Source organism: Ruegeria sp. R13_0 (genome assembly GCF_017743995.1).
GTDB lineage: Bacteria > Pseudomonadota > Alphaproteobacteria > Rhodobacterales > Rhodobacteraceae > Ruegeria.
This window is the reverse complement of the sequence record NZ_JAGHRB010000008.1, coordinates 41,575-63,344: the sequence shown is the minus strand read 5'-3', so window position 1 is coordinate 63,344 and position 21,770 is coordinate 41,575. Positions and strand designations below refer to the sequence as shown.

The following is a 21,770-nucleotide window of genomic DNA, read 5'->3' as shown; positions in this document are numbered from 1 at the left end:
CGAAAAGCATATCTGGCGCGTGGTCCTGCGCTCTAGCGCCATGGCCAAAAAGACCGAGGCCGCAGCATTTGCTGCGGACTCTTTTTTGCTCTCAGATGTCCAGTGTATGTTGTTTTTCCCAGTTCGAGAAGTGGGATACAAACGAGTTCCACTCCTGATGCTTCATCTTCAGGAAAGCACTGGAGAACTCCTGCCCCATCATCTCTTTCAACTCGGCGTCCTTGTCGTATTCGCGCAACCCATCCAGCATGTTCAGCGGCAATTTGGGCGCGTCGGTGACCGTGTGGCCATCGGCATACATGTCGATGTCATAGCGCGGTCCCGGATCAGCCTTGTTGCGGATGCCCGACAATCCGGCGGCGATGATTACTGCCTGCAGCAGATACGGGTTCGCCGCCCCATCGGGCAGGCGCAGTTCGAACCGGCCCGGGCCGGGGACGCGCACCATATGGGTGCGGTTGTTTCCTGTCCATGTCACCGTGTTGGGCGCCCATGTGGCCCCTGACATGGTGCGCGGCGCGTTGATGCGCTTGTAGCTGTTCACCGTCGGGTTGGTGATCGCCGCCAGCGCGCTGGCATGTTTCATGATGCCGCCGAGGAAATACTTGCCTTGCTCGCCCAGCCCAACCTCTCCGGTCGGGCCGTCGCCTTCGCCCGCAAACACGTTGGTCTTCGCATCCGCGCCCGGCGCGTCCCAAACCGAGATATGGGCGTGGCAGCCATTGCCCGTCAGCCCCTCGACCGGTTTGGGCATGAAGGTTGCACGCAGCCCATGCTTCTCGGCCACGGATTTGGTCATGAACTTGAAGAAGGAATGCTTGTCGGCGGTTCTCAGAACATCATCGAATTCCCAGTTCATCTCGAACTGGCCATTGGCGTCCTCGTGGTCGTTCTGATACGGGCCCCAGCCAAGGTCCAACATGTAGTCGCAGATCTCGCGCACCACGTCATAGCGGCGCATTACAGCCTGCTGGTCATAACAGGGTTTTTCCGCGGTATCGAACGGGTCGCTGATCTGCTCGCCATCGCGGGTCAGCAGGAAGAACTCGGCTTCGATCCCGGTTTTGACATGCAGGCCCATATCGGCGGCCTCGTCGATCAGGCGGCGCAACACGTTACGGGGCGCTTGGGCAACATCCTGCCCCTCCATCACGCAATTACCTGCGACCCAAGCGACCTCGGGCTTCCAGGGCAGCTGGATCACGGAGGACGGGTCAGGCACCGCCAGCATGTCGGGATGCGCGGGGGTCATATCCAGATAGGTGGCAAACCCGGCGAAACCCGCGCCGTCTTCCTGCATCTCTGCAATGGCTTGTGCAGGCACCAGCTTGGCCCGCTGTCCACCGAACAGGTCAGTGAACGAGATCATGAAGTATTTGACGCCTTTTTCCTTGGCGAAAGCTGCCAGATCTATCGTCATGGTCGGCTTTCCTTTCCCTGTTGTTTTCAGAAAACGCGGCCCCGTTAGGGACCGCGTGCTTTATGTTCAGAACCCGGCCTTGCCCGGATACCAATCGGTCCCCGCCAGAGGCACCCGCGCCATGGCGGCGGCCTCCATCGTCAGGGCGCACAGATCCTCGGGTTCGAGGTTATGCAAGTGATTGTGCCCGCAAGCCCGCGCGATGGTCTGCGCCTCAAGCGTCATGACCTTCAGGTAGTTGCGTAGCCGTCGCCCGGCATCAACCGGGTCAAGACGCGCGGCAAGCTCGGGGTCTTGGGTGGTAATACCCGCGGGGTCTTTGCCTTCGTGCCAGTCGTCATACGCCCCGGTTGTGGTGCCCAGCTTCTGATACTCGGCTTCCCATTTCGGGTCGTTATCGCCAAGGGCAACCAGAGCCGCCGTGCCAATCGCCACCGCATCCGCGCCAAGCGCCATCGCCTTGGCCACGTCTGCACCGGTGCGAATGCCGCCCGAGATCACGAGCTGCACCTCGCGATGCACCCCCAAATCCTGCAGCGCCTGCACGGCGGGTCGGATACAGGCCAGCGTCGGAATGCCCACATGTTCGATGAACACATCCTGCGTGGCCGCCGTACCGCCCTGCATCCCGTCCATGACGACAACATCGGCCCCGGCCTTCACCGCCAGTGCGGTGTCATAGTAAGGCCGCGTCGCACCGACCTTGACGTAGATTGGCACCTGCCAGTTGGTGATCTCACGCAGTTCGAGAATCTTGATCTCAAGATCATCCGGCCCGGTCCAGTCCGGATGTCGGCAGGCCGAGCGCTGGTCGATCCCCTTTGGCAGGGTCCGCATTTCGGCCACACGGTCGCTGATCTTCTGGCCCAGCAGCATACCGCCGCCGCCGGGTTTGGCGCCTTGCCCCACGACGATCTCGATCGCGTCGGCCTTGCGCAGGTCGTTGGGGTTCATGCCATAGCGCGACGGCAGATACTGATAGACCAGCTTGCTGGAATGGCCGCGTTCCTCGGGCGTCATGCCGCCATCGCCGGTTGTGGTCGAGGTGCCCGCCGCCGAAGCGCCGCGGCCCAAAGCCTCTTTCGCCGGTCCCGACAGCGCGCCAAAGCTCATGCCAGCGATGGTGATCGGGATATCCAGCTGGATCGGGTTCTTGGCAAAACGCGTCCCCAACGTCACCGAGGTATCACAGCGCTCGCGATACCCCTCCAGCGGATAGCGGCTGACCGAGGCCCCCAGAAACAGCAGGTCGTCAAAATGCGGCACCTTGCGTTTGGCCCCGCCACCCCGGATGTCATAGATGCCGGTTGCCGCCGCGCGGCGGATCTCGGCGTTGATCGGGTTGGAAAAGGTCGCCGACTGGATCGGCACGGTGCGGGGGGTCTGATCGTCCATATCTTTCATACCCTTCATCCTTAGTAAGCGGCCGAGTTGTCGACGTCGAAGTTATACAGCTGACGGGCCGAGCCATAGCGTTTGAACTCTTCCGGTTTGGCGTCGCTGCCTGCGCGGTCCAGCAGATCCTTCAGGATCTCAAGATGTTCGGGGCGCATCTCTTTCTCGATACAATCCGCGCCGAGGCTCTTGACCGAGCCGCGCACGAACAGCCGCGCCTCGTAGAGGGAATCCCCCAGCGCGTCGCCCGCATCGCCACAGACCACCAGATTGCCCGCCTGCGCCATGAAGGCCGACATGTGACCGATATTGCCATGCACCACGATGTCGATCCCTTTCATCGAGATCCCGCAGCGCGAGCTGGCATTGCCCTTGATCACCAGCAATCCACCATGGCCCGTGGCCCCGGCATATTGGCTGGCATCACCATCGACGATGACCTGACCCGACATCATGTTCTCGGCCACGCCCGGCCCGACCGAGCCCTCGACCCGCACGGTCGCCTGCTGGTTCATGCCCGCGCAGTAATAACCGGTCGAGCCTTTCACCGTCACCTCGATCGGCGCGTCCAGCCCGACCGCGATGGCGTGGCTGCCCTTGGGGTTCACCACCTGCCAGCTGGTCTGGTTGGTCTCTTTACTCTGGTCCTGCAGGGTGGCGTTCAGCCCGCGCAGGCCGTCCGCCTCAAGATCATAGGTCTGCATGTCAGGCGGCCTTTTTGTTAGGGGAATCGGTGTGGGACCAGAAGTAGACCGTCGCCGGCTCCGGCTCCCAGACGCGGGCGTCTTCGATGCCGGGCAGGTTCACCAGCGCGCGGTATTCACTGCCAAAGGCCACATATTGATCGGTTTCCGCCATAACGGCCGGTTTGCAGGCAATCGGGTCACGGACCACGCCGAACCCGTCCTTGGTGCCGACGACAAAGGTGAAGAACCCGTCCAGATCCTCAAGGCTGCTTTCCAGCGCCTCACCCAGAGACGCGCCGTTCATCATCTTCCATGTCAGATAGGCCGCACCGACTTCGGTGTCGTTCTCGGTCTGGATATGCACGCCCTCACGGCGCAGCTTGCGCCGCAATGAGTTGTGGTTGGACAGCGATCCGTTATGCACCAGACACTGATCATCCCCGGTGTTGAACGGGTGCGCACCCATCGTGGTCACCGCCGATTCCGTGGCCATCCGCGTGTGGCCGATCCCATGCGTGCCGGTCATGCCGCTGAGGTTGAAGCGCGCGGCAACATCCTTGGGCAGCCCGACCTCCTTGTAGATCTCAAGGCTCTCCCCACGGCTCATGATCCGAACCGTTGGGCGGATCTCGGCCAGCGCGGCGCGCGCGGCCTCGAACTGATCGCCGGGGATGTCCAGCACCGCATGGGTGTCGTTGATCGTCTGGGTCACGGACGTGTTCAGCCGTTGACCCAGCTCATCCGCCAGACTGGCAAAATCCTGTTCGGGGTTTGCAGACTGAACGGTGATTTTTGTAGTGCCCTGAGATGGATCGCCATAAATCGCGATACCAGCGCTGTCGGGGCCACGGTCGGTCATGGTGATCAGCATATCCGTCAGCATCTCACCCAGCTTGGGCGACAGTGACTGGTCCTTAAGGAATAGTCCGACAATTCCGCACATGGCAGACAGCTCTCCTTGCGTGTTTCGTTGCGCGTTTACGCTAGCAACAAAACATAGGATTCTCAATAACTAGAGGAAATGTTTTTTCCTAGCAGGCAAATTTTGCCCAATTTCTGAGCGCTCACTTACAAGCCACGGCAAGAGAGCCCGGCCAACATAGCTGTTGGCTTAGCGAATTGATCATCCGCTTTCTGCTAGAAGTCGGATCAGCTTGTCTGAGGGTAACTGATCACCGAGAGATACCGCGCCGGCAGGCTGACCAGTCGCTCAGGTCCATGCGGCGCATCCGCGTCGAAGAACAGAGTATCACCGGGTTTCAACGGATAAACCTGCTCCCCATGGCGATAGTCCACCTCACCCTCCAGCATATAGATCGTTTCAATCCCGCCATGCTGAAAGGTTGGAAAAACATCCGATTCCGCTGTCAGGGTGATCAGATAAGGCTCGACAATCACGCCCGAACCATTGGCGCCTAGATGGCCGAGAAGGTTGTATTGGTGATGCGCCCGAGTTCCTTCGCGCTCTAGCTCGACGCCTTCACCGGCCTTGGTGTGGACAGCGTCGCGACGCTCTTCAAAACGGCGAAAAAAGCTGGTCAGTGGAACCGACAACGCATCGGCCAGCAGTTGCAGCGTGGTCAGCGAAGGCGACGTGTTGCCGTTTTCGATCTTGGACAACATCCCGATCGACAGGCCGGTAACCTGCGCAAGCTCGGCGACCGTTGTGTTCTGTTGCTTGCGAAAGGCCCGAACCTCGCGACCGATGGCCACTTCCAGAACCTTTTCCCGGTCACCGGACCGGATCGAATGAGGATCCTGCGTGAGTTTCGTCATAGAGGCTCTGTCGTTTGGGTTGGCTGTCATATCCACTGTCCTTGCTACAAGTGTTTGAGCCTGTTCGGCAAGGCGCTGAGCCTGCAAGTTGGATAGCGAAGCCTTTGGCGAAAGTCTATTGCCCGCCAAAGGGCAGGAAGACTTGAGGGCATTGCCAACCTCCAACGCCTGGTGAGCGTGCATTGGATCGCGCGCGGTCACCTTCCAAAGCGTGACACGTTCGGCAGCGGCGACCGCTCAATCTTGTGTCGTGGCTTCTATGCGTTTGACCATTCGAAAGGAGATATCACGCGGGCACCAGGAAACGCTTGCAAGACATCTGCCTCCGCTTCTTTCAGGAAAGCTAGCTTGACGTTCGCCCCGGCATCCATCGTGGCATAGGCTGCAAGTCCTTCTGTGCGGGCCTGCCACAGTCGCTGCAGGATCGCCCAGCTTTGATCTGTCAGGTAGCTCAGTGCGGGGCGTGCAGCTTGCATGGTCGCGTGCATGGCCAACGCATTCGCCTCTGCCGTTTGGCCCAGGGTTTCAAAGTCTCTCTGGTTGATCGCTTGCTCGATGGTCTTGCAGTCCCGCTCGGCCATCTCGGGCCAGCTGGAAAACAGAGGGCTGGTATCGACCGTGTGGTTCATTCCATCGCGGGACGAGTGCAGTTTCGGGCCTGTGTCCACCTCGACAATCGCGATGCGGAATTCAGGCCAGACCAGATCAAGCGGCACGCCGTGGCTGTCGCCACCGTCATCGCGCGCGCCCTTGTCCCAACGCACAAAGCCATGCCAGAGCGAACGGGTTGCGCTACCACTGCCCAATCGGGCGATCCGGCTCATGTCCTGTGCTTGCAGGTCCAACCCGAAGCTGCCGCAGAGCGCACGGGTCAGCGCCGCAAACCCCGAGGCGGAAGATGCCAAACCGGCCGCCGTCGGAATTGTGTTTCTGGTCGAAATCATCAGTGGCACATCGCGCCCGCCGCGAAACAAATCCGCAAACGCAAGCGCCTTGCGCGCGAACCCCGAGGTCGGCGGCAAAGGCTGACCGTCCAGCAAGACCTGATCCGACCCGCTCTGGGATGGCTCGACTGTTGTATGAGACCCCCATTCCGCCAAAGAGATCGACAAGGAACTGTTGAGCGGCAGATTCAAGGCTCTATCCCGTTTGCCCCAATATTTCGACAACGCGATGTTGCTTGGGGCATAGGCGCTGAAGGTTTGAGCCTCGCCCGCCTCTCGCATCGCTTGGTCAATGAGGGTCTGAACGGCGTCAGTCATGTATGATCAGTCCTTCGCTGGCCAGTGTCACCGGAGTGAACCCGTCAGGCGGCGCTCCTATGGCCAGAACGCAATCGCCCAAGCCAGAGCCCGATATCTTGGCCGCCATGACACCTTCGGCCTGTCGGGCTGATGTGATGATCTGGTTCAAGGTTTCATCGCTCACGCCCAAATCCTCCATCCGGGTTTGGTAGTTTGTGAGGGCGTCTGCGAACGCCTCCCAATCGCGGTCCTTCGCGGCGCTGATTGCGTGATCGGCCAAGCCGCCCATAACCGCATAAAGTTCGTCGAACTCGGCCTCTCTTCCGATCATCCGTTCCGCAACCTTTTGCAACACGACCGAGGTGGGTGTCTTGTAGCCGCAGTATCGCAGGCTGATCGTCGGAGGGTGGGGCAGTGCCACCATCTCTGGATTTGGCGGGGCGCGATAGGCCAGCATACCACCCTGCAAGCTGGCTGCTAAATCGGCGCCACTGCCACGGCCCTGAATGTCCTGAATGATCTGATAGGCCTTGGAGTGAATACCGTTCAGCGGCTGACCCGTGAAGGTCAGAACGGCCCCCAACGCGGCAATGGTCACGGCGGCAGATGACCCAAGCCCGAGCGTCGGGTCAATCTCCGACGAGATTGAGATATCCATCCCAGTGTCAATCGCATCCCGGTGCATGGCGATTGCGGCGAGGACAAACTTGTACGGCCCCACTGCTTGCAGTTGATCCAAATCGACCATTTGCGTTTCGGCAATCTCGGAGGACAGACGCACCAATTGATCGGTACGTGGTCGCAGCGTCACCGTTAGTCTTTGTTCAATCGCGACCACGATGGCTCTGGAGCCATAAACGACCGCATGTTCTCCGGTAATCATGACCGATCCCGGTGCGCTGGCCCGTATCATGGACTGGCCTCGTCTGAGCTGTGATTAGGTGCCCTGCCCATCGCTGCACCAGTCGAGGTCAGACGCAACGCGGACCATTGCATCTGAGGATAGCCCGACATGAAATGGGCCATTTTGTCATGGTCTTCCAAATGTACCAGAACCACCCCGCCAAAATCACCTCGTACAGACCCCGCGCCGCAGATTTTCGCCGCGCCACCAATGACTTCGATCTGTCTGATAAAAGTTTGGCACAGGTCTGGCACGACACCGATCATCTCCAGCAATCGCTGGTTTTCCGAAATCGCGTCGTCCGGGTCATGCCCCGAGGCGATCGCGGTCAAAAACGCGGTCGTACAGTCGCCAAAGCGTTGCCAAAGGGCGTCGTTCTGCGCGTGTTCGGCCTTGACCGCACTGACGCATTCGCCTGTGCTGCTTTCGGGCCGACCGTGCAGGACCCAATACCACCCGTAACCCGTCAGCAAACCATGATCCGACGGCAACTCCGGCGCCGCGATATCGGTTTCGCCTGCACGCACAAGGCCGCCGCGGACAACTGCGGCGGCATCAATCGGCCCCGCGCGCCCGTGCTTGAGACGCTCGCAAAACCGGACCCGCTCATATCTCTCTTCAAGCGTTTTGGGCCGCTCCAACAGGTTTTCAAACAACACCGTTGTTGCCGCGACGATGGCGGCAGACGACCCCATACCCGCGCCAATCGGCAGCTCTGACCTACTGGCTAGCTGTCCGGGGGCCAGTTTGCTGTACATCGCACCAATGCCGGGGATCGTAGACCCGGGCGTTGCGAGGCTGTCATGCAGCAGCGAGGCAAGCGTATAGACCGCCAGATCATCAGGGCGCGTTAGGATCTTGTGGACATCCAACTCACCGCGCGTGAATTGATCAAAGCGCTGATCCAGTGACGCCTTGAACTGAGACAACAGTTTCAGAGGGTAGTATTCGCCTGACGATAGGTTCTCGAACGCGGTTTTCAAACCTTCCCCCAAGCCCAGCGGCTGAAACGACACTTCGGTGTAGCGGGCCACGGCCATTGCCAGTGCAGGCATGCCATACAGAACCGAATGCTCTCCGGACAGGATCAGCTTACCGGGCGCGTGGGCCCAGACTTTATCATGCGGTCCGGTCAACGTAGATGCGCTTGTTGTCGTCAATGCTTGCCAGTCTGTAGCGCCCTTTTGCCTCATCGGGCATGGGGGTGTCTGTCCCGTCCTCGCCATTCCTCGCGTGCCAGAGGGCAACATATTCATCATATGAGAGGGCGGTCCGGTCCTCCAGAATTTTCCGGTGGCGGGGGGCAAACAGATGGTCTTGGTAGCCTTCGACCACCTTGGCATCAAAGAACTCACCGGTCGCGCCGGACCCGTAGGAAAACAGTCCCAAGGACTTGCCCGCCAGATCGCTTTCACTGTTCTCCAGCGTTGACAGGATCGCGAGGTACATCGAGGCAGTATAGCTGTTCCCGACCTGACGATTGTAGATCATCCCCGGTAAAGCGGCCTGCATATCCGCCTCGGCTTTTGCCTCTTTCGCCAGACGCAGATGCGCCTTCTCGCCCATACGCGAGAATGGCAGGTGATAGCAGAACTGCGCAAACCCATCATAGGGCAAGCCGCCATTCGCCTGATAATCGCGCCAGGACTCCACCAGCGCCCCGAGATAGCGCAGCGCCGAGTATTTACCGTCAACCAAGGGTGTGCGCCGGTGGTTGGGGCGCCAGAAATCCATGATGTCTTCGGTAAACAGGCCCGAGACTGTACCGATCTCCAACAGCGTCGGATTGGCCGTGACCAGCATCGCAACGGCAGAGGCCCCTTGCGTTGCCTCGCCCGAGCTGTCCAGATCATAGCGCGCTATATCCGAGGCGATCACAAGCACCTTGCGATCCGGCTTGCGCGCCACATGGGCGCAGGCCATTTGCAGGGCGGCGGTGGCAGAATAACAAGCCTGCTTCAGCTCCACATTGCGCAGGTTCGAAGGCAGCCCGAGAAGCCGCTGCACATAGATACCCGCCGATTTCGACTGGTCGATCCCTGTTTCCGTTGCAAACAAGATAGTGTCGATCCCGTCTGCGCCAAATTGATCAATGATCGGCTTCGCGGCCTCGGCGGCCAAGGTCACAACGTCTTCGTCATGCCCCGGCATAGCGATCTTTTCCTGCCCGATCCCGCGTGAGAACTTGGCCGGGTCGATGCCGTGGTGCTGGGCCAGAGTGTCCAGCGAAATATAGCGATGAGGCGTAAAAAAGCTCATCGCGCTGATACCAGTAGAGATTACCAAAACTTTGACCTTGATCGGATCAGTGAGACATTTGCGTTCAGCTGAGATACATCGGCGCAGCCCAAAAGAAACATCGCCGTCTGAAATTCGCGACGTAACTTTTCAATTTGGCGGATGACCTGCGCGCTCGATTCCTGCGCTGCGGCCAAAAACGGCGCGGCCATTCCGCACAGATCTGCGCCCAGAATAATAGATTTGGCCATGTCCACACCGTCTCGTAAACCGCCGCTGGCGATGAGTGTTGTTGGATCGGTCTTTTTGACCAAGACGTCCCGAGTTTCAAGCAGACTTTCGACCGTCGTCAGGCCCCAATCCTGAAAAACCAGCCCTAGATCGTCCTCCTCATCCGCGCGGCGGTGATATTCGATCCGGCTCCAGGACGTGCCGCCGCGTCCGGCCACATCGAAATGGCGAATACCGGCGGCATAGGCCAGCTCGACATCGGAGCTGGACAGCCCGGCACCGACCTCTTTGATCAGCACGGGCACCGGCATATTCGAAACGAGATCAGAGATCTTGCCAGACAGATTGGAAAAGTCGCGGTCCCCTTCGACCTGCACGGCCTCTTGCAGCGGGTTGAGGTGTAGATACAGCCCGTCGGCTTCAAGCGCCTGAACGGCCTGAAGACAGTGGCCTGCATTTAGCCCCGCGTTCAGCTGCACGGCGCCGATATTGCCGATCAGAGGTATGCTCGGCGCGGCATCGCGCAGTTGAAAACTGCCCTTCGAGGCAGGATCCGTGAACAGCACGCGTTGTGAGCCGACCGACATTGCCACCCCGGTCGCCTCGGCCGCCTCTGCGAGGTTGCGATTGATCCTTGCGATCTCGTCCCCGGTTCCGCCCGTCATCGACGAAATCAGCAGTGGAAAGCTTAGCGGCTTGTCCAGAAACCGGGTGCTGGTGTCAACCGCATCCAGATCCAGTTCAGGCAAGGCGCGATGGGTCAGAGAGATCGTGTCAAACCCGCTGCGCCCGCGTTCGACATCGGGGTCCTCCAGAACGGCGCGCAGATGGTCCAGCTTTCGCCCGGCCACGCTGCGGTCGGCGGGTTTGGGTTTGGTCATCGTTCCAGTTCCATATGGGTGCGCACAAGCTCTCCGGGATTGGTTTGCGCGGCCATCAAGGACAGCTCACCGCACAGCACCGCACCGGCACAGATGCCAGCCAAGCGACGGGCGTTTTCGCCCGCCTCGCGTTCCTCTTTGCACCCCATCAGGCGCAGGTTTTCTTCGACCTGTTCATTGCCTTTTCCCGCCCCGACCGAACCAACGATCAAGTTCGTCAAAGTACATGAGAAATACAGGTCTTCACCGCGCGCTTCGCAATGAACGATACCTTGGCTACCCTCAATGATATTCGCAGCGTCCTGTCCCGTGGCCAGATAGAAGGCCAACAGAATGTTTGCGAAATGCGCATTGGCGCTGCGCAGAGACCCCGCGAGATTTCCGCCAATCAGGTTCTTTTCGAGATTGAGCGTGACCATCTGCTCGGGCGTTGTGCGCAACATGCGCCGCAGCAGTCGACCCGGGATTTCCACTTCGGCAATGACGTATTTGCCCCGCCCCAAAAGCCCGTTCGCAGCGGATGCCTTCTTGTCGGTACACAGGTTGCCAGAGATCGACGCGTAGGCCAAATGCGGCTGGTCATCCAAAACCCAATTCAACACCGCCTCGGCCGCCTTTGTCACCATATTGTGACCCGAGGCGTCCCCGGTGGAACACTCAATCCGAATATACAGCAGGTTCCCGGCGATCTGACGATTCAGCTTGATCAGGCGGGCAAAGCGGCTGGTCGAGGAGATGATCTCGGCCACCTTGTCCGTCTGTGCCTCGATCCGTTGCCAGGCTTGATGCGCCGAGGCCGCGTCCTTCGCACGTACAGCGATGGAGCGTGTCATCCGCTCATCAACCAGGGTGACCTGAATGCCGCCTGCATGTCGTGAGACACCCGCGCCGCGCGCTGTGGAGGGCCATAGTGGCGTTTCGAACGTCGCCAGAGGGACGCTGACCTCACCGGACACCAGATCCCCCCTGAACAGAATCGGCCCAACCCATTGGGTTGGAAGCGGGGTCACGAACGTAGATTTGGCGCGCACCTGGGTTCCCTTTTCAGTTTCGGTCAACAAAAGCGTCTGATCCGATGAGGGGTATCACCAGACCAAAGGGCCAATGTCAAACTGCGAAAGCCAAACATAGCGGCCATCGCGGCGATCCCAACGGGTAAACTCATCCCGCATCGGCGACATGATGTCGTCGCGCGCTTCCAGTACTGGTAATCAGCCCTCGGCTAGGCGGGCCGACAAGACCTCGATCCCTTGGACCAGATCGTCATAGGTGTTGCGATCGGCCATGTACTCTCGCAACTGCTGGTTCAGCCCGCCCGGCGTGTTCAACGAGTCGACAAGATCGGCCATCGCGTTCTCGGTCTCCATCGGCGCGGCCATGATCGACCCTCCGATCAACAGGCGCAGGAATTTCTCAGCCTCATGGGCGCTGCCAGTTTTGCGGCCCAGCCAGTCAATCCCGACGGCCAGCGATTTCGCCACCACCGACAACAGGGCTTGAGCGGCCAGAAACTCGTTGAAATCACTCTCGGACTTCATGGTGATCACAGTGTTTGAACCACCATAGAGGGCCTCAACCGTTGGCGACGCAGGAAAGACCAGAACCGGAGATCCGCCCGAGGCAATGGACGGGAACGGGATCATCAACGTCTCGAACGTGGCCGGTGCAACGAGGTCCTGAACCTGTTCCGGCGAGATACCAACCATAAACGAGATCACCTGCTGGCCTTCGCGAAACCGCAGCGCGGACAGCATCGCCTCGGCCTGTTCGGCGGTTGATCCGACAAAGACCACGTCGCTGGCATCCAAGACACCTTGATTGTCGGCCACGGTCACATTGTCGAAGCGTTCCGCCAGCTCGGATGAGTTGGCCCGGCTTCTTTCGCTGACAACAATGTCATGCCCATCGTTGACCAGACCCTCGGCACAGGCGCGCGCAATGGTTCCAAACCCAAGATAGCCAAGCCTCATGTTTGCCTCCTGTTTTCCGGCAAGTGGTCGAGTCACCCCGTTGATCGCGCTATTTGACGCCGCACGCAAACCAATTCTCCACCGACCAGACATCAAATGGATGGAACACATGGGTTCTTGTCCTGAGTGATTGACGATCAGTTTCCCTGATGCTCAAAAGTTGGAATGATAAAGAACCAAGTCACGCTCAAACAGCTCGAAGCCTTTACCTTCGTGGTCGATATGGGAACCTTCCGCGCCGCGGCCAACGCGCTTGCGACGACGCAGCCTAATATCTCGTCACGCATCGCCACGCTGGAAGATGCGTTGGGCACAAAGCTATTGTATCGCGATGCAGGCTCCGTGCGTCTGACAGCAAAGGGAGAGGCGCTGTTGGAGAAAACCAGAATTGTTCTCCGCGCGACCGAAGCCCTATTGGAGGAAGCCGACCGACAAGATCTGATTCAGGAGCGGCTGCGTCTTGGCGTCACCGAATTGGTCGCCTGCACATGGCTGCAGGACTTTCTGCGGAGCCTCAAACAACACTATCCCAATCTGAGCGTTGAGCTTGTGGTGGACCTGTCCGGCACGATTGATGAAAAGCTGCTGGAAGGGCAGCTTGATCTTGCGGTGCAGAACGGGCCATTCAAAACGGAACTGGACGGGACAAAAGAACTGACCGGCGAAGACTATGTGTGGGTGGCCAACACGACACTCGCCACAGCCTTACCCGAAGGGCCAAGCGTCGACCGGTTTTTCGCATTCTCCGTTCTGACCCATGCCCGCCACACAATTGCAGGGCACAGCCTTCATGCGATGGCGCAGGAACGCGGGCTGGACGCACAGAAAATCGTGCATTCGAACGCTTTATCCGCTTGTGTTCCGATGGTCTCGGAAGGTCTCGGGATCGCGTTGCTGCCGCGCCCTCTGGTCCAGCGCGAGATCGACGCTGGCGCCCTGCTGGAACTTCAATCCGATTGGACGGCCGAGCCGCTGCGGTTTTTCGCCCGCTATGATCCAACGCGGGCCGCCCGTTTTGTGGAACACGCGGCGGAAATCGCCGCGCAGCTCAGGCCACACGCACGATAAAAAAATTCGATCAGTAGTAGAAATTAAAGCAATTTGATTTTTCGTCCCGGGCTGGGTTTTAGTCGCGTTTGACAGGTACTCTTTCAAGCGGGCACGGGCATGACCTCACACTCTATCCGATTGGGCGTTGATATCGGCGGCACCTTTACCGATGTGGTTCTGGAAAAGGATGGACAGACGTTTTCAACCAAAGTGCTGACAACCTATGCCGCGCCAGAAAACGCGATCATCGACGGGATGCAGCAGGTTTGTGCCAAGGCCGGGATCACTCCGGGCCAGATTGACCAGATCATCCACGGCACGACGCTGGCAACCAATGCACTAATCGAACGCCGGGGGGCGAAAACGGCGCTGATCACAACGGAAGGGTTCCGCGATGTGATCGAAATGCGCACCGAAAGCCGGTTTGAGCAGTATGACCTGAACCTCAAACTGCCTGACCCGCTGCTGCCGCGCCACATGCGCTTTACCGTTCCCGGCCGCGTCGATGCCCGAGGCGAGGTTCTGGTTGATCTGACCCGCGCCGATGTCGAAGCGGTTGTGGACAAGATTGCCCAAGCCGGGTTTGAATCGGTGGCGGTGGGTCTGATCCACTCCTACCTCAACCCATCACATGAGAATCTGGTGCGCGAAGTTCTGGCCGAGAAACTGCCTGACGTATCGGTTTCGATCTCGTCCGAGGTTTCGCCTCAGATGCGTGAGTATGAACGGTTCAACACGGTTGTTGCCAACGCCTATATCAAGCCACTGATGGCCTCATACCTGGGTCGGCTCGAAGATCAGTTACGCGCGCAAGGCGTTCAATGTCGGATCTTCCTGATGCATTCGGGTGGCGGCATTATCTCAATCCAGAATGCCGCCGAATTCCCGGTGCGGCTGGTCGAAAGCGGCCCCGCTGGGGGCGCGGTTTTCGCGGCGCATATTGCGGCACGCTACGGTTTGGACAAAGTGCTGAGCTTTGACATGGGCGGCACCACGGCCAAGATCTGCCTGATCAAGAACCAGACGCCCAAAACCAGCCGTGTGTTTGAGGTCGCGCGGACCTATCGGTTCAAGAAGGGTTCGGGCATGCCGATTTCGATCCCGGTGATCGACATGGTCGAAATCGGCGCGGGCGGCGGCAGCCTGGCTCATGTGGACGGGATGCGCCAGATCCGCGTGGGTCCGGAAAGCGCGGGGTCCGAGCCCGGCCCGGCCTGTTACGGGCGCGGTGGCACGCGCCCCGGTGTGACGGACGCTGATCTGGTTCTCGGCAAGCTGGACCCGAACAATTTCGCCGGTGGCTCGATCGTTTTGCACCCGGACAACTCCAGATCCGCGCTGACCGAGCACGTTGGCAGTACGCTAGACATGGACCCGGTTGAGGCCGCCTTTGGCGTGGCCGAAGTGGTGGACGAGAACATGGCCAACGCCGCACGCGTTCACGCCGTCGAGAATGGCGAGGACCTGAGCGACTACACCATGATCGCCTTTGGTGGCGCGGCCCCTCTGCACGCCGGGCGTCTGTGTGAAAAGCTTGGGGTCGAGCGCCTGCTTGTTCCGCCGGGGGCCGGGGTCGGCTCGGCCATCGGCTTCCTGCGCGCGCCCTTCAGTTTCGAGGCCAACCGCTCGGTCTATATGAAGCTCAGCGATTTCGACGCGAACCGGATCAGTCAGCTTTTGTCCGACCTGAGGGACGAAACAACTGGCTTTGTGCGAACCTGCGATGCGACCAGCCCGATCCGGACCGATTTCAAAGCCTATATGCGCTATTCCGGTCAGGGATGGGAAATCCCGATCGAACTGACCGAAGAACAGGCGATGAACCCCAACGCCGCCGCCTATCAGGCGCGGTTCGAGGAAGGCTATACCAAGCTTTTTGGCCGCCCGGTCGCGGGCATGGATATCGAGATCACCGTCTGGTCCGTCAACGCCAGCACCCCGCCCGAAGAGGTCACGCCGATTGCCGTCACGGGCGCAAAAGGCCCGGCTATGTCCGAAGGCACGCGACAGGTATTTGACGCTTCATCCGGTCGCTACCTAGACGCGGATACTGTCGACCGCGCTAGTATGCAGAGCGGGCAGCGCGCCCTAGGGCCCGCAATCGTAACCGAGCATGAAACAACCATCGTTGTCCCCGCCAGCCGGGACGCCATCCGTCAGCCCGATGGCTGTATCGACGTTGTGACAAAAGGAGCCGCGTGATGAGCAACGAGCAGTCCAAAGTCACCTATCAGGTCATGTGGAACCGACTGATCTCGGTTGTTGAGGAACAGGCGCAGGCGTTGGTTCGAACGGCGTTCTCAACCTCGGTCCGTGAGGCCGGGGACCTGTCAGCGGGGGTCTATGACACGCACGGGAACATGCTGGCGCAGGCCGTGACCGGCACGCCAGGTCACGTGAACGCGATGGCAGATGCGGTCGCACATTTCATTCGCCGCATTGGCCGGCAGAACATGCATGAAGGCGACGTCTACATCACCAATGACCCATGGGAGGGCACAGGCCACCTGCATGACATCACCATGGTCACCCCATCCTTTCACAAGGGCGCGCTGGTCGGGTTCTTTGCCTGTACCGCGCATATCGTGGATATCGGCGGGCGCGGCTTTGGGGCTGATGCGCAAAGTGTCTATGAGGAGGGGCTTTACATCCCGATCATGAAGTTTGCCGACCGCGGCGATGTGGATAAAACACTGGTGCGCCTCATCCGCGGCAATGTGCGCGAGCCCGATCAGCTGATCGGAGATATCTACGCTCTGACCACCTGTAACGAAATCGGCCACCGCCGCCTGATCGACATGATGGAGGAGTTCGACCTCGAAACCCTCGATGGGATCGCCGCGTTCATCCTCGACAACTCCCGCCGAGCGACGCTGGAGCGTATCGCTGCCCTGCCTCAGAAAACCGCTGAGGGTGAAATGACGATGGACGGGTTTGATACTCCAATCACGTTGAAGGTCAGGATCAGCGTCGAAGGCAACAAGATCGTGACCGATTTTTCCGGCACTTCGGGGGTGGACAAAAAAGGGATCAATTGCCCACTGGTCTATACCAAAGCCTATGCCTGCTACGCGCTTAAGGTCGCGATTGCGCCCGAGATCCCCAATAACGCCGCATCGCTGGCCCCGTTTGAAGTCTCCGCGCCCGAGAACACCATCGTGAATGCGCTGCACCCGGCTCCGGTCGCACTGCGCCATATCGTGGGCCATTTCGTGCCCGATGCGGTCTATGACGCGTTCGACAAGATCGTTCCCGGCCTCGTCCCCGCCGAAGGCGCGGGATGTTTGTGCAACTTTCAGGTTAGCCTGCGCCCCCGCACCGATGCTCCGGCCCCTGAAGGGGCCCGCCGGTCCGAGGTGCTGACCTTCAACTCGGGCGGTTCTGGCGCGCGGCCGGAACACGACGGGATGAACGCCACCGCCTTCCCCTCGGGCGTCATGACCATGCCGATCGAAGCCACTGAACACGCGGGCCCCGTCATCATCTGGCGCAAGGAACTGCGCCCAGATAGCGGTGGCGCAGGGAAAACGCGCGGCGGGTTGGGCCAGTATATGGAGGTCGGCGCGCAAGAGGGGTACGAGTTCGACATTCAGGCCATGTTCGACCGCAGCCAATACCCCGCGCGTGGTCGGCGAGGAGGGAGAAATGGCGCACCAACAACCATCGCTCAGGACGACGGGTCCGACATGCGGGTCAAAGGTAAACAGTTTGTACCACACGGGCGCAAAGTCGTGATGGCGTTCCCCGGCGGCGCTGGCTACGGTGACCCGTCGGAACGGTCAAAACAGATGGTTAAGCGTGATCTGGCGCTCGGCTATATTTCAGACGAAACAGCATCGCGCGACTATGGCTTGACGGCATCCGAGATCTCCGAGATCCACCGTGCCGTTGCAAAAGGAGAATACGAATGAGCAACCAAAGCCCGGCCCGGCAGAGCTATGACGTGGTGATCATAGGCGGCGCGATCATGGGGGCCTCGACCGCTTGGTTCCTGTCGGACAATGCCGATTTCAATGGTTCGGTTCTGGTGATCGAACGCGACATGAGTTTCGCCTCATGTTCGACCGGGCATACGAATTCCTGTATCCGGCAGCAATTCTCGGCCGAGCTGAACGTGCGGATCAGCCAGTTTGCCGCCGACTTCGTGAAGAACCTACGCGGCTACATGGGCGGTGATGACCGGATACCCGAGCTTTCGATCCATTCCTTTGGCTACATGTATCTGGCGGACAACGAAGGCTTTGCCAACGTGCTGCGCGAGAACCAGAAAGTACAGTTGGCGGCAGGTGCGGCAACGCAACTGATGAACGCGGATGAGATCAAGGCGGCCTACCCGTTCTACAATGTCGATGACATCGTTCTGGGCTCGATCAATCTGATCGACGAAGGCTATTTCGACGGCGCGGCCCTCGATCACTGGTGGCGGCGACAAAGCCGTGATCGGGGCGTCGAATGGGTCCAGAACGAAGTTGTCGAGATCACCCGAAACACCGCAGGCACCAAGGTTGAAAGCGTCACGCTCGCCTCGGGCGAAGTCATTGCGTGCGGACAGGTGGTCAATGCGTCCGGTCCTCGGGCCGCCAGAACCGCTCAAATGGCTGGGATTGACGTGCCGGTTGAACCGCGGAAACGCTATTCGTGGATTTTCAAAGCAGAACAGCCATTAAACCGCGACTTGCCGCTGACCATTGACCCCTCGGGCGTTCATGTGCGCGAGGTCGGGGGCGGCACGTATCAATGCGGTGGGCATTCCGACATCGACCCGGCTGTGGATTTCGATGATTTCAACATGGATCACGCTTTCTGGGAAAACCACGTCTGGCCCGTCCTCGCCACCCGTATCCCGCAATTCGAAGCGATCAAACTGCAAAGCGAATGGGCCGGGCATTATGCGATGAACACCTTCGATCACAACGCGATCATGGGTCCCCATACCGAGTTGTCGAACTTCATCTTCCTGAACGGGTTCTCGGGCCACGGGCTGCAGCAATCTCCGGCGATGGGGCGTGGCACGGCCGAGTGGCTGACCTATGGCGAATACCGCGCGCTGGACATGACGCCCTTCAACTACCAACGTATCCCGGCCGGACAACCAATCATCGAAAAGGCAGTGATCTGATGGAGCTAATACGCAACCGTTTCACCCATGCGATCGCAAATGGCGACAAACAAGTTGGTGTTTGGGTCAGCCTGTGCAGTAACAATGCAGCCGAAATCATAGCCACAGCAGGCTATGACTGGGCGCTGATCGACATGGAGCACAGCGCGAACGACTATCACAGCGTGTTGTCGCAGCTGCAGGCCTTTGAGGCGTATCAGACCACCGCGCTTGTCCGCGTCGAATGGAATGACGCGGTTGTGGTCAAACGTCTGCTTGACCTCGGCGCGCCGGGGCTTCTGTTTCCGATGATCCAATCGGTGGAAGAAGCCGAACGCGCCGTCGCGGCCACGCGCTACCCGCCGCGGGGCGTTCGTGGGATGGCAGGCGCAAGCCGCGCAACGGGTTTTGGGCGGATCAAGGACTATGTGACGCGCTGCGAACACGAGCTGACAGTTCTGCTACAAGTGGAATCCCGCGCCGCTTTGGAGCAGGCCGAGGCTATCGGCACTGTCGATGGTGTCAGCGGCATCTTCTTCGGTCCGGCGGATATTGCCGCCGATCTTGGTCATGTCGGCGACCCCATGCATCCCGAGGTCTGGTCCGAGATCAGAAAGGCCGCGCAGAAACTGATCGCACGCGGGGTGCCCGTCGGCACCCTCGTCACCGACCCGGCCTTTGCGGCCAAGCTGTTGAACGAAGGGTTCACCTTCGTTGCGAACGCTATTGATACGGGCCTTCTGGCGCGTGCGGCTGACACGGCGCTGGCCCAAACGAAAGATCACCTGAAATGAGTTTTGCTGCCTCGCGCCTTGCATTCGTGAAACCCTCGGCCTCGGCTTGGGTCAGCCAGGCCGCGAAAGAGGCCCGCGCGCGGGGTGAGGATGTCATTGATCTGGGCCTCGGAGAGCCTGACTTCGACACACCCGACCACATCAAACACGCCGCACATCAGGCCGCTCTGGCGGGTGAGACCAAATACCCGCCCACCAACGGCACCCTGACCATGCGGCAGGCCGTTACCGACAAGCTGCAGCGTGAAAACGATCTGACCTACGCCCCCGATGAAGTCATCGTCTCGAACGGGGCCAAGCAAGTGCTGTTCAACGCCTTCATGGCCACGCTGGAGCCGGGCGACGAAGTTCTCCTCTGCGCGCCTTACTTTGGGCAGTACAAGGACATCGTGCTGATCCTTGGCGGTACGCCCGTCACCATCGAATGCCCGGCTGAAGAGGGTTTCCGCCTGACCCCCGACAGGCTGGCGGCCGCGATCACACCCAAGACACGTTGGCTGTTGCTGAACCAACCGTCGAACCCTTCCGGCGCAGTCTATTCGGACGCTGAGATTGCGGCCCTTGGCGCGGTTCTGGAACAACACGACCGCATCCTGATCCTGTCCGATGAGATCTACGAACACATCCTGTTCGACAATCGCGTCTTCCGGTCTTTCGCCGCCCTGTGCCCGACGCTAAAAGATCGAACACTGACGGTAAACGGGGTCTCCAAGGCCTATGCAATGACCGGGTGGCGCATCGGCTATGGCGCAGGACCGAAAGAGCTGGTCGCCGCGATGACCAAGGTGCAAAGCCAGATTTCCTCAGGCGCTTGCTCGATTGCACAGGCCGCGGCGGCGGCTGCTTTGAACGGCCCGCAGGATGAGGTACGCCGCTTCTGTGCCGCGTTCGAGGCCCGCCGCGACCTTGTGGTCGAACGCATCCGCGACATTCCTGGCCTGACGCTCGACCCGCCGGGCGGAGCGTTCTACGGGCTGATCGGCTGCGAGGGCCTGATCGGGGCCACGACGCCGGACGACGCAACCCTGACCTCGGATGCCGATGTAACCGCCTTTTTTCTCAGCGCGGCCGGTGTGGCGGCTGTTCCCGGTAGCGCCTATGAGCTGTCGCCCTTTTTCCGCATTTCGACAGCCGCGTCCGAAGACGTTCTCAACACGGCCCTGAACCGCATCGCCGATGCCGTTGCCAATCTGAAAGGAGTTCGCCCATGAAGAAACTAGTCCTCACCGGCGCAGCAGGGCGGCTTGGATCATACTTGCGCGGGCCGCTATCGAAGCTATGCGACGAGCTGGTCTCCTCGGACATTGCCGACGGCGTACCCAACCTTGCGCCGAACGAAAGCTACGTGAAGGCCGACCTTGCCGATCTTGAAGCCATGACAGAGCTGCTGGAAGGCGCGGATATGGTGGTTCATTTCGGCGCCATCGCGGACGAGGCCCCGATGGATGTGCTTTGGGGCCCGAACTTCTACGGCGCCTATACCGTGTGGGAGGCCGCCCATCGCAACAATCTCCGGCGGGTGGTCTATGCCTCGTCGATCCATGCGGTCGGCATGCACAAAAAGACCGATTTCATCGGCATCGACGCGCCACACAGACCAGACACGTTCTATGGGCTTGCCAAATGCTTCGCCGAAGACCTCGCCTCGCTTTACTGGGACAAACGAGGGCTTGAGGCCGTCTGCCTGCGCATCCTGTCCTGCGCGCAGGTCACGAACAGCCGCGCGGTGGGAACGTGGCTCAGCTATGATGACCTGATCCATATGGTGGAACAGGCGGTCAAGACCCCGGTCACCGGTTTCAGCATCGTCTATGGCGTGTCTGACAATGACCGCGCGCCGGTCGACAATTCCAAGGCGCGGCATCTGGGTTTCCGGCCCAAGGACAATGCCGAGCAATTCGCCGATGAGATCTTTGCCAAGGACGGCCCGCTTGATCCCCTTGATCCTGCCAACATCCATCACGGCGGCCCTTTTGCAGCCGTTGATCTGGGCAGCAGCGGTATGGCGCATCTGAACCTGAACGCAGACGATACGGCAAAGGAGTAAGCGCACGCTCGTCCTTCCAGCCACTTTCTGTCCTAA

The 21,770-nt window shown here is 59.9% G+C and carries 19 protein-coding genes; 7 read left to right on the top strand and 12 right to left on the bottom strand.

The genetic code is table 11. The features are described 5' to 3' along the window. Positions 1–91: 91 nt before the first annotated feature. From glnT to J7394_RS11895, 12 genes are all read right to left on the bottom strand, one after another. Positions 92–1,420, bottom strand: coding sequence for a type III glutamate--ammonia ligase (glnT, locus tag J7394_RS11950; RefSeq protein WP_209253289.1), 1,329 nt, complete (start codon positions 1,418–1,420; stop codon positions 92–94). 66 nt (positions 1,421–1,486) lie between these two features. Continuing rightward, complete coding sequence (locus J7394_RS11945; protein ID WP_209253518.1) at positions 1,487–2,815, bottom strand: FMN-binding glutamate synthase family protein; 1,329 nt, start codon at positions 2,813–2,815, stop codon at positions 1,487–1,489. Positions 2,816–2,835: 20 nt separating this feature from the next. After that, positions 2,836–3,519, bottom strand: coding sequence for a protein GlxC (locus J7394_RS11940; protein WP_209253287.1), 684 nt, complete (start codon positions 3,517–3,519; stop codon positions 2,836–2,838). Between the two features lies 1 nt (position 3,520). Next, positions 3,521–4,444 carry a glutamine amidotransferase family protein gene (locus J7394_RS11935; RefSeq protein WP_209253285.1) on the bottom strand — a complete coding sequence of 308 codons (924 nt, stop codon included), beginning with the start codon at positions 4,442–4,444 and terminating at the stop codon, positions 3,521–3,523. A gap of 206 nt (positions 4,445–4,650) precedes the next feature. Next, positions 4,651–5,277, bottom strand: a complete 627-nt coding sequence (locus J7394_RS11930; protein WP_247748188.1) for a helix-turn-helix domain-containing protein — start codon at positions 5,275–5,277, stop codon at positions 4,651–4,653. Positions 5,278–5,534: 257 nt separating this feature from the next. Beyond that, a complete protein-coding gene (gene mvaD / locus J7394_RS11925; protein ID WP_209253281.1) occupies positions 5,535–6,539 on the bottom strand; it encodes a diphosphomevalonate decarboxylase in 1,005 nt (334 codons plus the stop codon). Next, positions 6,532–7,434, bottom strand: a complete 903-nt coding sequence (gene mvk / locus J7394_RS11920; protein WP_209253279.1) for a mevalonate kinase — start codon at positions 7,432–7,434, stop codon at positions 6,532–6,534. Before mvk ends, mvaD begins: the two co-directional genes overlap by 8 nt. Next, a complete protein-coding gene (locus tag J7394_RS11915) occupies positions 7,431–8,561 on the bottom strand; it encodes a mevalonate kinase (protein WP_209253278.1) in 1,131 nt (376 codons plus the stop codon). Before J7394_RS11915 ends, mvk begins: the two co-directional genes overlap by 4 nt. Beyond that, complete coding sequence (locus J7394_RS11910) at positions 8,545–9,711, bottom strand: hydroxymethylglutaryl-CoA synthase (RefSeq protein WP_256439823.1); 1,167 nt, start codon at positions 9,709–9,711, stop codon at positions 8,545–8,547. The genes J7394_RS11915 and J7394_RS11910 overlap by 17 nt, the downstream gene beginning before the upstream one ends. Continuing rightward, positions 9,705–10,775, bottom strand: coding sequence for a type 2 isopentenyl-diphosphate Delta-isomerase (gene fni, locus J7394_RS11905; RefSeq protein ID WP_209253274.1), 1,071 nt, complete (start codon positions 10,773–10,775; stop codon positions 9,705–9,707). Before fni ends, J7394_RS11910 begins: the two co-directional genes overlap by 7 nt. After that, positions 10,772–11,806 carry a hydroxymethylglutaryl-CoA reductase gene (locus tag J7394_RS11900; RefSeq protein WP_371812003.1) on the bottom strand — a complete coding sequence of 345 codons (1,035 nt, stop codon included), beginning with the start codon at positions 11,804–11,806 and terminating at the stop codon, positions 10,772–10,774. Before J7394_RS11900 ends, fni begins: the two co-directional genes overlap by 4 nt. 180 nt (positions 11,807–11,986) lie before the next feature. Then, the gene (locus J7394_RS11895; protein ID WP_209253269.1) at positions 11,987–12,745 is read right to left on the bottom strand and encodes an NAD(P)-binding domain-containing protein; all 759 of its coding nucleotides are present in this window, start codon (positions 12,743–12,745) and stop codon (positions 11,987–11,989) included. A 165-nt stretch (positions 12,746–12,910) separates the two neighbouring features. Between J7394_RS11895 and J7394_RS11890 the strand changes: the two genes are divergently transcribed. From J7394_RS11890 to J7394_RS11860, 7 genes are all read left to right on the top strand, one after another. After that, on the top strand, positions 12,911–13,813 hold the full coding sequence (locus tag J7394_RS11890; protein WP_209253267.1) for a LysR family transcriptional regulator: 903 nt from the start codon (positions 12,911–12,913) through the stop codon (positions 13,811–13,813). A 99-nt stretch (positions 13,814–13,912) separates the two neighbouring features. Beyond that, positions 13,913–15,997, top strand: coding sequence for a hydantoinase/oxoprolinase family protein (locus tag J7394_RS11885; protein WP_209253264.1), 2,085 nt, complete (start codon positions 13,913–13,915; stop codon positions 15,995–15,997). Next, positions 15,997–17,706 carry a hydantoinase B/oxoprolinase family protein gene (locus J7394_RS11880; protein WP_209253262.1) on the top strand — a complete coding sequence of 570 codons (1,710 nt, stop codon included), beginning with the start codon at positions 15,997–15,999 and terminating at the stop codon, positions 17,704–17,706. Before J7394_RS11885 ends, J7394_RS11880 begins: the two co-directional genes overlap by 1 nt. Next, positions 17,703–18,914, top strand: a complete 1,212-nt coding sequence (locus J7394_RS11875) for an FAD-binding oxidoreductase (protein WP_209253260.1) — start codon at positions 17,703–17,705, stop codon at positions 18,912–18,914. Before J7394_RS11880 ends, J7394_RS11875 begins: the two co-directional genes overlap by 4 nt. Next, positions 18,914–19,687 carry an HpcH/HpaI aldolase/citrate lyase family protein gene (locus J7394_RS11870; RefSeq protein WP_209253258.1) on the top strand — a complete coding sequence of 258 codons (774 nt, stop codon included), beginning with the start codon at positions 18,914–18,916 and terminating at the stop codon, positions 19,685–19,687. Before J7394_RS11875 ends, J7394_RS11870 begins: the two co-directional genes overlap by 1 nt. Further along, complete coding sequence (locus J7394_RS11865) at positions 19,684–20,898, top strand: pyridoxal phosphate-dependent aminotransferase (protein ID WP_209253256.1); 1,215 nt, start codon at positions 19,684–19,686, stop codon at positions 20,896–20,898. The genes J7394_RS11870 and J7394_RS11865 overlap by 4 nt, the downstream gene beginning before the upstream one ends. Next, complete coding sequence (locus J7394_RS11860; protein ID WP_209253254.1) at positions 20,895–21,734, top strand: NAD(P)-dependent oxidoreductase; 840 nt, start codon at positions 20,895–20,897, stop codon at positions 21,732–21,734. The genes J7394_RS11865 and J7394_RS11860 overlap by 4 nt, the downstream gene beginning before the upstream one ends. The last annotated feature ends 36 nt before the right edge of the window (positions 21,735–21,770 follow it).